The sequence below is a fragment of the Streptomyces sp. TLI_105 genome (genome assembly GCF_900105415.1).
In the GTDB taxonomy this organism is placed as follows: Bacteria; Actinomycetota; Actinomycetes; order Streptomycetales; family Streptomycetaceae; genus Streptomyces.
This window is the reverse complement of the sequence record NZ_FNSM01000001.1, coordinates 4,187,800-4,201,928: the sequence shown is the minus strand read 5'-3', so window position 1 is coordinate 4,201,928 and position 14,129 is coordinate 4,187,800. Positions and strand designations below refer to the sequence as shown.

Sequence of the window (14,129 nt, the reverse complement as noted above, 5' to 3'; positions counted from 1 at the left end):
GAACGATCGGTCGGTAGGGGGTCTGATGACCGCAGTGACGGCAGGGACGGCAGGGACCACGGGCGTGCCCGGCGCGTCGGACACGGCCGCGGCGGCCGAGCAGGCCGCCTACGAGGCCGTGTTCGACGCCGCCGTCGCCGCCGACGAGCGGATCGAGCCACGCGACTGGATGCCCGAGGCCTACCGCGCCTCCCTCGTCCGGCAGATCGCGCAGCACGCCCACTCCGAGATCATCGGCATGCAGCCCGAGGCGAACTGGATCACCCGCGCGCCCTCGCTGCGCCGCAAGGCGATCCTCATGGCCAAGGTGCAGGACGAGGCCGGCCACGGCCTGTACCTGTACAGCGCGGCGGAGACCCTCGGCACCAGCCGCGACGAGCTCCTCGACAAGCTCCACTCCGGCCGCCAGAAGTACTCCTCGATCTTCAACTACCCCACGCTGACGTGGGCCGACGTGGGCGCGATCGGCTGGCTCGTGGACGGCGCCGCCATCACCAACCAGGTCCCCCTCTGCCGCTGCTCCTACGGCCCGTACGCCCGCGCGATGGTCCGGGTCTGCAAGGAGGAGTCCTTCCACCAGCGCCAGGGGTACGAGGCACTGCTCGCCCTCTCCCGCGGCACCGAGGCCCAGCACGCGATGGCCCAGGACGCCGTGGACCGCTGGTGGTGGCCCTCGCTGATGATGTTCGGCCCCCCGGACGACGAGTCGACCCACACCGCCCAGGCGATGGCCTGGAAGATCAAGCGCCACTCCAACGACGAACTGCGCCAGCGCTTCGTCGACATCGCCGTGCCCCAGGCCGAGGCCCTCGGCCTCACCCTCCCCGACCCCGACATCCGGTGGAACGAGGAGCGCGGGCACTACGACTTCGGCCCGATCGACTGGACCGAGTTCTGGGACGTCCTCAAGGGCAACGGCCCCTGCAACGACCAGCGGCTGAGCAAGCGACGCCAGGCCCACGAGGACGGCGCCTGGGTCAGAGAAGCGGCGGCGGCCTACGCGGACAAGCACACCGGAAAGCACGGGGAGGCACGGGCATGACGACCGACGGTTGGCCGCTGTGGGAGGTGTTCGTGCGCTCCCGCCGCGGACTGTCCCACACCCACGCGGGCAGTCTCCACGCACCCGACGCGGAGATGGCCCTGCGCAACGCCCGCGACCTCTACACCCGCCGGTCCGAAGGCGTGTCGATCTGGGTCGTCCCCTCCACGGCCATCACCGCCTCCTCGCCCGACGAGAAGGACCCCTTCTTCGAGCCGGCCGCGGACAAGCCCTACCGCCACCCGACCTTCTACGAGATCCCGGAAGGGGTGAAGCACCTGTGACCGGCACCACCGACACCCTCACCGCCGCCGCGGCGCTCGCCCTCGGCGACGACGCCCTCGTCCTCTCCCACCGCCTGGGGGAGTGGGCCGGCTCCGCCCCCGTCCTGGAGGAGGAGGTCGCCCTGGCCAACATCGCCCTCGACCTCCTCGGCCAGGCCCGGGTCCTGCTCTCCCTCGTCGGCGACGAGGACGAACTCGCCTACCTCCGCGAGGAGCGCTCCTTCCGGAACAGCCAGCTCGTCGAGCAGCCCAACGGCGACTTCGCCCACACCATCGCCCGGCAGCTCTACTTCTCCACCTACCAGCGCCTCCTGTACGGGCGGCTGGCCTCCGGCGACGGCCCCTTCGCCGGCCTCGCGGCCAAGGCCGTCAAGGAGGTCGCCTACCACCAGGACCACGCCGAGCACTGGACCCTGCGCCTCGGCGACGGCACCACCGAGAGCCACCAGCGGATGCAGCGCGCCTGCGACGCCCTCTGGCGGTACACCGGCGAACTGTTCCAGCCCGTCGACGGCCTGGACCTGGACCTCCCGGCCCTGGAGACCGCCTGGCTGGACTCGGTCACCGACGTCCTCGGCCGGGCCACGCTCACCGTGCCCTCCGGGCCGCGCACCGGCGCCTGGAGCGCGGGCGCCGGCCGACAGGGCCTCCACACCGAGTCCTTCGGACGGATGCTCGCCGAGATGCAGCACCTGCACCGCAGCCACCCGGGGGCGACATGGTGACCACGACGGCCCTGGAGGAGGAACTGAGCCGCATCGCCGGCTCCGTCCCCGATCCGGAGCTGCCCGTCCTCACCCTGGAGGAACTCGGCGTCATGCGGGGCGTGCAGGTCCTCGGCCCCGGCCGGGTCGAGGTCACCCTCACCCCCACCTACACGGGCTGCCCCGCCATCGAGGCCATGGCCTCCGACATCGAGCAGGCCCTCCACCGGCACGGCGTGCCGGACGTCACCGTCGTCATGGTCCTCGCCCCGGCCTGGTCCACCGACGACATCAGCGAGGAAGGACGGCGCAAACTCACCGAGTTCGGCATCGCCCCGCCCCGTCCCCAGGGACCCGCCGGCGGCCCCGTGCCCCTCACCCTGGCGATCCGCTGCCCGCACTGCGGATCCACCGACACCGAGCTCCTGAGCCGCTTCTCCTCCACCGCGTGCAAGGCACTGCGCCGCTGCACCGCCTGCCGCGAACCGTTCGACCACTTCAAGGAGTTGTAGATGGTGTCCTCAGCCGCCGGACGGGCCGGGTTCCATCCGCTCCGGGTGAGCGAGGTCGACCGCCTCACGGACGACTCCGTGGCCGTCACCTTCGCGGTCCCACCCGAACTCCACGAGGCGTACCGACACCTCCCCGGACAGCACCTCGCCCTGCGCCGCACCGGCGAGCAGGGCGAGGAGATCCGGCGCACGTACTCGATCTGCGCCCCCGCCTCCCCGGCCGGCGAACCCCCCGTCCTGCGCGTCGGCATCCGGCTCGTCGACGGCGGCTCGTTCTCGACGTACGCGCTCAAGGAGCTGGCCGTCGGCGACCTCGTCGAGGTCATGGAGCCGATGGGCCGCTTCTCGCTCACCCCGCGCCCCGGCCACTTCGCCGCCGTCGTCGGCGGCAGCGGCATCACCCCGGTGCTCTCGATGGCGGCCACCCTGCTCGCCCGCGAGCCGGAGGCCCGGTTCTGCCTGATCCGCAGCGACCGCACCGCCTCGTCCACGATGTTCCTCGACGAGGTCGCCGACCTCAAGGACCGCTACCCGGACCGCTTCCAGCTCGTCACGGTGCTCTCCCGGGAGGAGCAGCAGGCAGGTCTGCCCTCCGGTCGCCTCGACCGCGAGCGGCTCGCCGAACTGTTGCCCGCCATGCTGCCGGTCGACACGATCGACGGCTGGTTCCTCTGCGGCCCCTTCGGACTCGTCCAGGGCGCCGAGCAGGCACTGCGCGGCCTGGGCGTCGACCGCGGCCGGATCCACCAGGAGATCTTCCACGTCGACGACGGCTCCGCGCCCGCGCCCGCCCCCGCGGCGGACGCCCCCGCGCACGCCACCCTGACGGCCACACTGCACGGCCGGTCCGGCACCTGGCCGGTGGAGCGCGGCGAGACGCTCCTCGACACCGTGCTCCGCGCCCGCGCGGACGCCCCGTACGCCTGCAAGGGCGGGGTGTGCGGCACCTGCCGCGCCTTCGTCGTCGGCGGAGAGGTGCGGATGGACCGCAACTTCGCCCTGGAACCGGAGGAGACGGAAGCCGGATACGTCCTGGCCTGCCAGTCCCACCCGGCCACCCCGGACGTGGAGTTGGACTTCGACCGCTGACAAGACACCCCCTAGCGCTGACGGAACGGCGGCGCAGCCGAAGTACGGCCGGCGCCGCCATTCCCTTCCCCTAGAACCTGTTCTATCTTGACGAACCGTCAGATAGGCAGGGGTCGGCAACGGGAAGGCAGCACAGTGGACTTCACCTTCACCGAAGAGCAGCAGGCAGCCGTCGAAGCGGCCAAGGCGATCTTCTCGGACGTCGCACCCGACGCCGTCCCCAGCCCCGCCCTCACCCCGGGCGCCGTGGCCGATGACCTCGACCGGCCACTCTGGACACGCCTCGCCGCCGCCGACCTCCTCGGTCTCGCCCTGACCCCCGAGCACGGCGGCGCCGGCCTCGACCCCGTCGCCCTCTGCCTCGTCCTGCGCGAATCCGCCCGCGTCCTCGCCCGCGTCCCGCTCCTGGAGACCAGCGCCGTCGCCCTCACCGTCGAGCGGTACGCCCACCCCCGCACGGCCGCCGCACTGCTCCCCCGCGTCGCCCGCGGCGAACTCGTCCTCACCGCCGCCGCCCAGGGACGCACCGGCCACGAACCCGCCGACCACGCCGTCACCGCGCGCCGCGACGAAACCGGCTGGACCCTCGACGGCCTCCAGACCGCCGTCCCCTGGGCCCACCGCGCCGACATCATCGCCGTACCCGCGCACACCACCGAAGGCGGCACCGTCCTCGCCCTGCTGCCCCGCACCCACGACGGCCTCGGCCTCACCGACCAGTACTCCACCAACGGCGAACTCCTCGCCGAACTCCGCCTCGACGCCGTACACCTCGACGACACGGACGTCATCGACACCGACGGCGCCTGGGAACGACTGCGCGACATCCTCACCACCGGCACCTGCGCGCTCGCCCTCGGCCTGGGGGAGGCCGTCCTCGCCATGACGAGCCAGTACACCGGAAAACGCGAACAGTTCGGCCACCCCGTGGCCACCTTCCAGGCCGTCGCCGTCCAGACCGCCGACCGCTACATCGACCTGCGCGCCATGGAGGCCACCCTCTGGCAGGCCGCCTGGCGCCTCTCCAGCGACACCGACGGGCCCCTGCCCGCGGCGGGCGACATCGCCGTCGCGAAGATCTGGGCCTCCGAAGGAGTACGCCGCGTGGTGCAGACCGCCCAGCACCTGCACGGCGGCTTCGGCGCCGACACCGACTACCCGCTGCACCGCTACCACGCCTGGGCCAAGCACCTCGAACTGTCCCTCGGCCCCGCAGCCGCCCACGAAGAGGCCCTCGGCGACCTACTGGCCGCCCACCCCCTCGACTGACGCCCGGGAAAGCCGCAAAGGTTCAGAGAACGAAGGCCGGGCTCCCGCTCTCCGCCACCATCGGGCGCCCGGCACCGTCCCAGGCGAGCATCCCGCCGTCCACGTTCACCGCATCGAAGCCCTGCTGCACCAGGTACTGGGTGACCTGCGCCGAACGACCCCCGACCCGGCACATCACATAAGCGCGACCACGCTCGGCCACGGCCTCCGTCACCTCACCGAAGCGGGCCACGAAGTCACTCATCGGCACGTGCAGCGCACCCTCGACATGACCGGCCGCCCACTCGTCGTTCTCCCTGACGTCCAGCACCAGGGCATCGGCCGGCACGGAAGCCGCCTCCACGGAGGGCAGCGGGGAGAAATTCATGGGAAAGGCCTTCTCTCGTCAGAACCGCCCGAAGGACTCGGGCGCACAGAAAAACTACTGCACCAGCCCGGCCAGCTCGTTCTCCCGCTCGGAGACCTGCGCGAGCAGCTGCTCGGCGATCTCCTCCAGGAGCTGGTCCGGGTCGTCCGGCGCCATCCGCAGCATCGCGCCGATCGCGCTCTCCTCCAGCTCGCGCGCCACCGCCGACAGCATGTCCTTGCGCTCGGCCAGCCACTCCAGGCGCGCGTACAGCTCCTCGCTCTCGCTCAGCCGCTCCTCGGCCGGCACCGGCCCGGCCTCCCACTCCGCCGAGAGCTCACGCAGCAGCGCCTCGTCGCCCCGGGCGTAGGCGGCGTTCACGCGGGTGATGAACTCCTCACGCCGCTTCCGCTCGTCCTCCTCGCGCGCCAGGTCGGGGTGGGCCTTGCGGGCCAGCTCGCGGTAGAGCCTGCGGGCCTCCTCGCCGGGACGGACCCGCTTCGGCGACTGCACCGGCCGGCCGGTGAGCATCGCGGCGGCCTCGGGGGAGAGGCCGTCGGTGTCGATCCAGTCGTTGAACAGCTCGTCCACGCCGGGCATCGGCAGCACCGCGGCCCGCGCCTCCTGCGCCCGCCGCAGATCCTCGGGGTCCCCGGTACGCGCCGCCCGCGCCTCGGCGATCCGCGCGTCGAGCTCGTCGAGCCGCGCGTACATCGGTCCGAGCTTCTGGTGGTGCAGCCGCGAGAAGTTCTCCACCTCGACCCGGAAGGTCTCGACGGCGATCTCGAACTCGATCAACGCCTGCTCGGCCACCCGCACAGCCTGCTCCAACCGAGCCTCGGGCCGCTGCTCCCCCAGCTGCGGCCCCGCACCCTCCGGGTCCACGGTCACCTGCGGGCTCACGCCCTCCGGGTCCACGGCCTCCTGCGCGCCGGCCTGCGGATCCCCAGCCTCGGGGTCCACGGCTCCCTGCACCCCGGCCTGCGGATCCACAGCCTCCGGGTCCGCGACCTGCTGCGCGCCGACCTGCGGTTCCGCAGACGGTCGGCCCTCGGGCTGCTCGGCCTCGGGCCGCTCGTCCCCGGGTCCCTCGTTCACACCCTGGTCCACGCTCACGTCCACGCCCGCCAAGTCCTCGTTCCGCCTCGTCCCACCCAGCCTACGGTCCTCGCAGGGGGCCTCCCCCCTCCCTCCCCCTCCCTCCCCTCCCCCTTTTTTCGCTCCTCCGCCCCCGCCGGACGTCAGACGCCCAGTTCCGCCGCCACGCGACCCGTGCGGATGGCCGAGAGCAGGTCGGCGTGGTCCGCGGTGGTGCGGTCCGCGTACGTGACGGCGAAGGCGGCGACGGCCTCGTCGAGCTCCTCGTTCTTGCCGCAGTAGCCGGATATCAGGCGCGGGTCGGCGCTGTGGGCGTGCGCGCGGGCGAGCAGGGCCCCGGTCATCCGCCCGTAGTCGTCGAGCTGGTCCGCGGTGAGGGCGGCGGGGTCGACGCTTCCCTTGCGGTTGCGGAACTGCCGCACCTGGAACGGACGCCCCTCGACCGTGGTCCAGCCCAACAGGATGTCGCTGACGACCTGCATCCGCTTCTGTCCGAGCACCACGCGCCGCCCCTCGTGGCCGGCCTCCGGCACGGTGAATCCGGCGGCCTGCAGATGCGGCAGCAGGGCCGACGGCCGGGCCTCCTTCACCTGGAGCACCAGCGGTTCGCCCCGGTGGTCGAGCAGCAGCACCACATAGGAGCGGGTGCCGACGCTTCCGGTGCCGACCACCCGGAAGGCCACGTCGTGCACGGCGTACCGGGCGAGGAGCGGCAGTCTGTCCTCGGACACGGTCTCCAGGTACGCGCCGAGGGACTCGGCGACCTCGGCCGCCTCGGCGTCCGGGACCCTGCGCAGCACCGGCGGAGCGTCCACGAACCTGCGACCGCCGCCCTCGGCGTCCGTCACGGCCTCGGTCGACCGGGCGGCGAACCGGGCGCTCGTGTTGTTGCGGGCCTTGGCGGAGACCCGCTCCAGGGTGCCGAGGAGGTCCCGGGCGTCGGTGTGCGAGACGAGTTCCTCGTCGGCGATCGCGTTCCAGGCGTCGAGTGCGGAGAGCCGGGCGAGCAGGCGCATGGTGCGCCGGTACGCGCCGGCGGTGTCGAACGCGGCGGCCCGGCACACGTCCTCGTCCGCGCCCACTTCCCGTCCGGCGAGGACGAGGGACGTGGCGAGCCGCTTGAGGTCCCATTCCCAGGGGCCGACGACGGTCTCGTCGAAGTCGTTGAGGTCCATGACGAGCCGTCCGCGCGCGTCACCGTAGAGGCCGAAGTTGGCGGCGTGCGCGTCGCCGCATATCTGGGCGGCGATCCCGGTGACGGGCGTCCCGACGAGGTCCTGGGCCATGAGCCCGGCGGAGCCGCGCAGAAAGGCGAAGGGGCTCGCCGCCATCCTGCCGACCCGTATCGGCGCGAGCTCGGGGACTCGGCCCCGGTTCGATTCCTCGACGGCGCGCACGGCGTCGGGGCGGTCGGCGGCGAGGGCCGGCCGGTCGTGCGAGGAGCGGGGCACCCGCTCGCGCAGCTGCTTGCCCCGGTCCTTGGGGGAGACCCCGGTGACGGGGGCGGCGCGGCGCGCGAAGCCCGGCACGTGCGGAACGCGCGCCCCGTCCTGCCCTTCGTCCGTACCGCGCTGTCCTGGCACGACGGCCCGGATCTCGTCCATGGGACGCCTCCCCCGATGCGATGTCCAACATCATCCGGCCCTGACCGTACCGCCGTTCCCGATCACCCGTCTCCCCCTGTGGACAACGCCCCCACGAGCCTGTGGACAACCCCGGGAGCAAGCCTCTGAGCCAGGCCTCTGGCGCAGTCCTCCGGCCCCAGCCCCGGGCCACAACCCCCAGACACCCCACCCCGGGCCGCAATCCCCAGCCCAGGCCCAGGGCCAGGCCGTCCTCGGGCCCGCCCTCAGACCGCGACGGCCTCTTCCATCTCTTCCTCGGCCTCGGCCTCGGCCTCAGCTTCAGCCCTGGCCCTGGCCCGGGCATCGGCATCGACGCCGCCCTTGACCGCCCCCGGCATCCCCGGAGCCTGCCCCTGGCCGGCGCTCGCCTGCTTCCGTCGAGACTCCGTGAGTCCGGCGAGGACGACGAGCGTGGCGCCGGCGAGGAGCCAGAGGGCGAGGACGAGGACGTTCCCGCCGAGCCCGTGGCCGTCGAAGTAGACGTGACCGCGCACGCCCTCGACGAAGCCCGCGCCGTTCCAGAAGGCGTGCAGCGCGCCGAAGAAGCCGGGCTGGAGCTCGGGCCGGTAGATGCCGCCGGAGCTCGTGAAGTTGAGCATGACGAAGAGGACCATCACGCCGAGCGTGGTCCAGCGCCGCAGGAAGGTGTGCAGGCCGACGCCGACGGCGAGGATGCCCGCGGCGTAAAGCCAGGACAACGCCCACACGCCGCCGAGGCCCTGGTCGACCAGGTGGAAGACCGGTCCGGCGAAGAGGGTGCCGATCAGGCTGACGACGAGCGACATGCCGGCGGCGAGGAGCGCCCTGATCCGCATGGGCAGGACGGCTCCGGCTCCGCCGATGACGGCGACGGAGGCGTAGGCGCCGATGCTGAGGGCGACGAGCAGGAAGAAGACGCCCTGGCCCGTGGGGTCGCCGGAGGCGGTGGGGGCGACGTCGGTGACCTTGAGGGGCGCGCCCTGTCCGGCGGCGACCTTGGTGAACACCTTCTCGACGGCCATGGCGCTGGTGTCGGAGGAGCCCGAGGCGACGAGCAGTTCGGGCTTCGTGCCGGGGAGGTAGGCGCCGAAGCTGCGCTGTTCGCGCAGTGCGGAGACGGCGGTGTCCCGGTCGGGGACGGTACGGACGTCGAGGGCGCCGGCGCCCTTGTCCTGGAGCGTCTGTGCGAGGACCTGGGTGGTGGGGCCGGAGCCGACGATGTCGACGCGCAGGTCGTGGGGTTCGGGCGCGTGGAAGGCGCCGAGGTAGGCGAGACCCATGCCGACGCACATCAAAAGGGGGGTGAGCAGATGTCCGAGGACATGCCGCAACGCGCCGCTGGTGTTCGGTCCTGCGGACACCGAGACCTCCATGGTTGGCTTTTACAACTAAAGAACCGTTGTACTATACAACCGAAAGTTCGCGAGAGGCGACCTGTCCCGGACGACCCGTCCCGAACGACTCCTCCCGAACGCCCCGCCCCGAACAACCCGGACCGACGGCGACGCACCGGCGGCAACGCACCGACAGCAGGGAGCGCACGATGACCGGCGCCGCAGAGCCACCCCGTGAGGCGTCGGTGGACGTCATCCAGCGCGAGCTGACCGCCTTCGCGCGCCGGGCCCGTGCCGCGGCGGCCCGGGTCCATCCCGAACTCCCGCTCGTCTCGTACACGCTGCTCGCCCACATCGAGGAGCAGCGCGGCTGCCGCGCCACCGACCTCGCGGCCCACTACCTCCTGGACAAGTCGACGGTGAGCCGTCAGGTCGCCGGCCTGGAGAAGCTGGGCTTCGTGGAACGCCGCCCCGCCCCCGACGACCACCGGGTGCAGGTGCTGCACCCCACCGAGGCCGGCACCCGGGTCCTCGCCGCGGCCCAGACGAGCCGCATGGCCGCCTTCGAGGAACGTCTGGAGGACTGGTCGGCCGAGGATCTCGCCCGCTTCGCCGCGTATCTGCTGCGCTACAACGCCGCGGCGGCGGGCCCCTTCCCCGGCGCCCCCGCGAACTGACCCCAGCCCTCGCACACCGGCCCGGCCCGGACCCTCCCACGCCGGCCCGGTCCAAGTCCTCCCGCGGGCTACAGGCCCGCGTCCCGCGCGAGCAGCGCCGCCTGCACGCGGTTCTCGCAGTCCAGCTTGGCCAGGATCCGGCTCACGTACGTCTTCACGGTGGCCTCGCTCATGTGAAGCCGCTTCCCGGCGTCCGCGTTGGAGAGCCCTTCGCCGAGCAGGGCCAGGACGTCCCGCTCCTTCTCGCTGAGCGCCGCCACCCGTGTCCGCGCCTGCTCGGCGCGCGCCACCTCGCGGCCCATGGCCAGCCGCTCCACCACGTGCCGGGTCGCCGCCGGCGACAGATACGCGTCTCCCGCCGCGGCCGCCCGCACCGCCCGGATCAGCTCGGCGGGCGCGGTGTCCTTGAGCAGGAACCCGGCTCCCCCGTGCTCCAGGGTCCGCAGCACGTTCTCCCGCTCCCCGAAGGTCGTCAGGACGATCACGCGGGCCGCGGGCGCGGCCCGGCGCAGCTCCGGCAGTGCGGAGAGGCCGTCGAGCACCGGCATCTGGATGTCGAGCAGCACCACGTCGGCGGCGTGGGCCCGTGCGGCCTCGACCGCCTCCCGCCCGTCGGCGGCCTCCCCGACGACCTCGATCTCCGGGTCCGAGATGAGGATCATCCGGATCCCGGCTCTGATCAGAGGCTCGTCGTCGGCGATCACGACCCTGATGGGCTGCCCTGCCACTGCTTCTCCCCCACGCCTCCGGTACGGGCCGCCCAGCGCTAGCGCTGCTCGACCGAGTACGACTTCTTCTCGATCAGCTTGCCGTCCTTGAAGCAGAACCGGAAAACGGGCTCCTCGTCATAGGTCTCGCCCATGTCCGAGGACATCAGCACCAGGCAGTCGGCGCCCTCGGGCCGCGCGGGCCCCGTGCCCTCCAGCCCCGCCGTGGCTATGGTGTCGCCGGGGGGCAACTGGTCCCGGACCTCCTTCTCGGTCATCCCGACCTTCACCGCCTCGTACTGGGCGGGGTCGATCATGCCGTCCTTCAAGGAGCCCATGAGGAAGTAGAGGCCGAAGCCCCCCGCCACCACCAGCAGGACGAGCGCCGCGAACGCGATCCCGCAGCCCAGTGCGACCGCCCCGCCCGTGCTCCTGCTCCTGCCCCCACGCACCGCCATCGCCAACTCCCGCTCCGTGAACGTCCAGTCGGCCGGTCCGACCGGGACCGGACGACCATCGCCCACCAGCGGCTTCGTGGTCTGCTGTCGGAAGTCGTCGGCCGCATCGACCAAAGGCGCTGCCTCGGCGACCGGCGCCGCCCCGTACGGCAGCATCCCGGCGACCCGGAACCCGCCGCCGTCGGCCGGGCCCGCATGGCACATGCCGCCCACCAGGCGGGCCCGCTCGGCGAGGCCGGTCAGCCCCTGCCCGCCGCTCACCACGTCCTTCACCGGACCGTCCACCGGCTCGCCGTTGACGATCTCCACGACGAAGGTGTCCGGCTCGTAGCGCAGCTCGACGCCGATCGGCGCCCCCGGCGCGTACTTGTAGGCGTTGGTCAGGGCCTCCTGCACGATCCTGTACGCGGCGTGGTCGGCGGCCGGCGCCAGTGCTCTCTCCTCCCCCAGCCGCCGCAGCCCGACCGAGGTGCCGGCGGCCCGGGCCGCCGCCACGAGCCCCTCGATGCCGGCGGTCCCGCGCGCGGCCCGCCCCGTCTCGTCCCCGGCCGGCGCGGGCGCCGACGGGGTGCCGTCCTCCGCCGCGACCCCGTCGCGGAGTATCCCGACGACCTCCCGCAGTTCGTGCATGGCGGTCACCGAGGCGTTCCGCAGGACGCCGACCACCTCGCGCTGCCGCTCGCCCAGCTCCCGGTCCACTTCGAGGGCGCCCGTGTGCACGGCGATCAGCGCCAGCTGGTGCCCGAGGCTGTCGTGCATGTCCTGGGCGATCCGCTGCCGCTCGCGCAGTCTGGCCTGCCAGACCACCATGTTCCGCTCGCGCAGCAGCTGCGCGTTGCGCTCCTGGAGGGCGTGCAGCAGGGTCCGCCGCTGGGCCCAGTAGCGGTGGGCGAGGCCGGGGGCCAGCGTGGTGCCCAGGTAGTAGAGGGTGGCCATGAAGGCGATGGTGAGGAGCCGCTGCCTGTCCCAGGTCTCCAGGAGCGTCCCGCCGACGTCCAGGACGAAGGCGGCGATGAACGCGGCCAGCGCCCGCCCGGGGCTGGCGACGTACCGGCCGGACGACCAGCCGAGCACGATGAGCAGGGGTCCGAGGCCGGGCAGGAAGGGCGCGAGGCCGGCGGTCAGGACGAGCACGCCCGCGGGGAGTCTGCGCCGCAGCAGCGACAGCACGGCCGCACCCGCGGCGACGGCGGCCAGCCGCCCTCCCTCGCCGCCCAGGAGTTCCTCGGAGCCCGCCGCCAGCAGCGCGACGACCACGGCGAGGGCCACCTCGCCGGTGATCCTGCGCCGTGACCAGTGCCCGGGCATCACGAGCCAGTTCCACCAGGCGGCGGCCCTGGCCGCGGTCTCCCGCGCGGTCCGGCCCCCCGACTTCGACATCGCGAGCCGGCCCCCCGACTTCGACATAGCGTCCACGCTCGAACCCTAGGCAGTGCCCGTCCCCCCGGACGTCCCTCTTTCGTCTCGCCCTCGGAAGACAAAAGTCGCGGCCCCGACGAGCGCCCCCACGAGCGTCCCGACGTGGGAAGGCTCACATCCGCCCTGGCATACGCGAAAGCCCCGTAGGTCGATGACCTACGGGGCTTCCGTCTGGTGCGCGAGGGGGGAGTTGAACCCCCACGCCCTTTCGGGCACTGGAACCTGAATCCAGCGCGTCTGCCTATTCCGCCACCCGCGCATTGGGTGGTCTCCCTGCCCTCTCACTTTTCAGTGGGAGCGCCTGGCGACATCTGAAGATTAGCACGTCGCAGACCGTGGATTCACATCCGTTGTTTCGCCCCCGCTCCCCGAGAACAAGGAGAGGGAGGGAGCGACGACGCGATCGCTCGGAGCGCGAGCCGGGAGGAGTGGGCACGTCCGGGAGGGAGAGGGAGGAAGAGGGAGGGAGCGGAAGGGAGAAGGACGGCGGAAGAGAGGAAGAAGGGGGGAGGAAGGGGACGGACCGGTCCTGAACCCCGGCCCGAGCCTCCGCTCCCACAGCCGGGTGCGGGACACTGTCCACAGGCCGCCTCTACGATCCGTGGGGAAAGCCTGTGAGAGGTGACACTCGTCCACAGGGCAGAGAAGGGGAACCAGCCGATTTCCCGACGCGTGGATACGATCAGTAAGCAGTACCAGGGCGACAACGACGGAGGAGGTGCCCCATGGGAGTCCTGAAGCGTTTCGAGCAGCGTCTCGAAGGTCTGGTCAACGGCACCTTCGCCAAGGTCTTCAAGTCCGAGGTCCAGCCCGTCGAGATCGCCGGCGCGCTCCAGCGCGAGTGCGACAACAACGCGACGATCTGGAACCGCGAGCGGACGGTCGTCCCCAACGACTTCATCGTGGAGCTGAGCACGCCGGACTACGAGCGTCTCAGCCCCTACTCGGGCCAGCTCGGCGACGAGCTCGCCGGCCTGGTCAGGGACTACGCGAAGCAGCAGCGGTACACCTTCATGGGCCCGATCAAGGTCCACCTGGAGAAGGCCGAGGACCTCGACACCGGCCTGTACCGCGTCCGCAGCCGCACGCTGGCGTCGAGTACGTCACAGCCTCAGCCACAGCAGCAGCATCAGCAGCAGGGCCGCGGCGGCTACGGGTACCCCCCGGCCGGCGCCCCGCCCATGCCCGCCTCCCCGCCTCCCGGCGCGCCCGGCCACCGGCCGACGGCGCCCGCCGGACGCCCGGCGGGCGGCCCCGGATCCATGCCCGGCCCCGCCACCCACGGCGGAGCGGGCGCTCCGGTGCGCCGCTGGATCGAGATCAACGGCACCCGCCATCAGATCTCCCGCCCGACCCTGGTCCTCGGCCGCAGCACCGACGCGGACGTGAGGATCGACGATCCCGGCGTCTCCCGCCGGCACTGCGAGATCCGGACCGGAACGCCCTCGACGATCCAGGATCTGGGATCCACCAACGGCATCGTGGTGGACGGGCAGCACACCACCCGCGCTACGCTCCGCGACGGCTCGCGGATCGTCGTGGGCAGCACCACCATCGTTTACCGGCAAGCCGAAGGGTGAAGCGGG

14 protein-coding genes and 1 tRNA gene are annotated in these 14,129 nt (G+C 72.5%); 8 read left to right on the top strand and 7 right to left on the bottom strand.

Annotated elements, in window-relative coordinates; all coding sequences use genetic code 11:
• The first annotated feature begins 25 nt into the window (after window positions 1-25).
• The 6 genes from paaA to BLW86_RS19170 all read left to right on the top strand — a co-directional run bounded on the left by paaA (window position 26) and on the right by BLW86_RS19170 (window position 4,900).
• On the top strand, window positions 26-1,042 hold the full coding sequence (gene paaA / locus BLW86_RS19195) for a 1,2-phenylacetyl-CoA epoxidase subunit PaaA (RefSeq protein WP_093875166.1): 1,017 nt from the start codon (window positions 26-28) through the stop codon (window positions 1,040-1,042).
• Window positions 1,039-1,326, top strand: coding sequence for a 1,2-phenylacetyl-CoA epoxidase subunit PaaB (paaB, locus tag BLW86_RS19190; RefSeq protein ID WP_030692422.1), 288 nt, complete (start codon window positions 1,039-1,041; stop codon window positions 1,324-1,326). Before paaA ends, paaB begins: the two co-directional genes overlap by 4 nt.
• A complete protein-coding gene (gene paaC, locus BLW86_RS19185) occupies window positions 1,323-2,051 on the top strand; it encodes a 1,2-phenylacetyl-CoA epoxidase subunit PaaC (RefSeq protein ID WP_093875165.1) in 729 nt (242 codons plus the stop codon). Before paaB ends, paaC begins: the two co-directional genes overlap by 4 nt.
• A complete protein-coding gene (gene paaD, locus BLW86_RS19180; RefSeq protein WP_093875164.1) occupies window positions 2,045-2,542 on the top strand; it encodes a 1,2-phenylacetyl-CoA epoxidase subunit PaaD in 498 nt (165 codons plus the stop codon). Before paaC ends, paaD begins: the two co-directional genes overlap by 7 nt.
• Complete coding sequence (locus tag BLW86_RS19175; RefSeq protein ID WP_093875163.1) at window positions 2,543-3,631, top strand: 2Fe-2S iron-sulfur cluster-binding protein; 1,089 nt, start codon at window positions 2,543-2,545, stop codon at window positions 3,629-3,631.
• 135 nt (window positions 3,632-3,766) lie between these two features.
• Complete coding sequence (locus BLW86_RS19170) at window positions 3,767-4,900, top strand: acyl-CoA dehydrogenase family protein (protein WP_093875162.1); 1,134 nt, start codon at window positions 3,767-3,769, stop codon at window positions 4,898-4,900.
• A 22-nt stretch (window positions 4,901-4,922) separates the two neighbouring features.
• Here the strand turns inward: BLW86_RS19170 and BLW86_RS19165 are convergent, their stop codons facing one another.
• The 4 genes from BLW86_RS19165 to BLW86_RS19150 form a co-directional block, all read right to left on the bottom strand.
• Window positions 4,923-5,267 carry a rhodanese-like domain-containing protein gene (locus tag BLW86_RS19165; RefSeq protein ID WP_093875161.1) on the bottom strand — a complete coding sequence of 115 codons (345 nt, stop codon included), beginning with the start codon at window positions 5,265-5,267 and terminating at the stop codon, window positions 4,923-4,925.
• Between the two features lie 54 nt (window positions 5,268-5,321).
• Window positions 5,322-6,137, bottom strand: coding sequence for a hypothetical protein (locus BLW86_RS19160; RefSeq protein WP_256341687.1), 816 nt, complete (start codon window positions 6,135-6,137; stop codon window positions 5,322-5,324).
• A gap of 350 nt (window positions 6,138-6,487) precedes the next feature.
• Window positions 6,488-7,948 (bottom strand): DUF2252 domain-containing protein, encoded by a 1,461-nt coding sequence (locus tag BLW86_RS19155; RefSeq protein ID WP_093875160.1) that lies wholly within the window; start codon window positions 7,946-7,948, stop codon window positions 6,488-6,490.
• A gap of 245 nt (window positions 7,949-8,193) precedes the next feature.
• Entirely contained in the window at window positions 8,194-9,321 is a 1,128-nt protein-coding gene (locus tag BLW86_RS19150; protein WP_371129530.1) for an ABC-2 transporter permease, read from the bottom strand.
• A 170-nt stretch (window positions 9,322-9,491) separates the two neighbouring features.
• Here BLW86_RS19150 and BLW86_RS19145 point away from each other — a divergent pair, with 170 nt between their 5' ends.
• On the top strand, window positions 9,492-9,959 hold the full coding sequence (locus BLW86_RS19145) for a MarR family winged helix-turn-helix transcriptional regulator (RefSeq protein ID WP_093875159.1): 468 nt from the start codon (window positions 9,492-9,494) through the stop codon (window positions 9,957-9,959).
• Window positions 9,960-10,027: 68 nt separating this feature from the next.
• On the opposite strand, the gene BLW86_RS19140 is transcribed toward BLW86_RS19145, so the two are convergent.
• The 3 genes from BLW86_RS19140 to BLW86_RS19130 all read right to left on the bottom strand — a co-directional run bounded on the left by BLW86_RS19140 (window position 10,028) and on the right by BLW86_RS19130 (window position 12,802).
• Window positions 10,028-10,687, bottom strand: coding sequence for a response regulator (locus BLW86_RS19140; protein WP_093875158.1), 660 nt, complete (start codon window positions 10,685-10,687; stop codon window positions 10,028-10,030).
• A 38-nt stretch (window positions 10,688-10,725) separates the two neighbouring features.
• Window positions 10,726-12,531 (bottom strand): sensor histidine kinase, encoded by a 1,806-nt coding sequence (locus tag BLW86_RS19135; protein WP_371129529.1) that lies wholly within the window; start codon window positions 12,529-12,531, stop codon window positions 10,726-10,728.
• Between the two features lie 184 nt (window positions 12,532-12,715).
• Window positions 12,716-12,802, bottom strand: a tRNA-Leu gene (locus BLW86_RS19130).
• Between the two features lie 466 nt (window positions 12,803-13,268).
• Here BLW86_RS19130 and BLW86_RS19125 point away from each other — a divergent pair.
• Window positions 13,269-14,123, top strand: coding sequence for an FhaA domain-containing protein (locus BLW86_RS19125; protein WP_093875157.1), 855 nt, complete (start codon window positions 13,269-13,271; stop codon window positions 14,121-14,123).
• The last annotated feature ends 6 nt before the right edge of the window (window positions 14,124-14,129 follow it).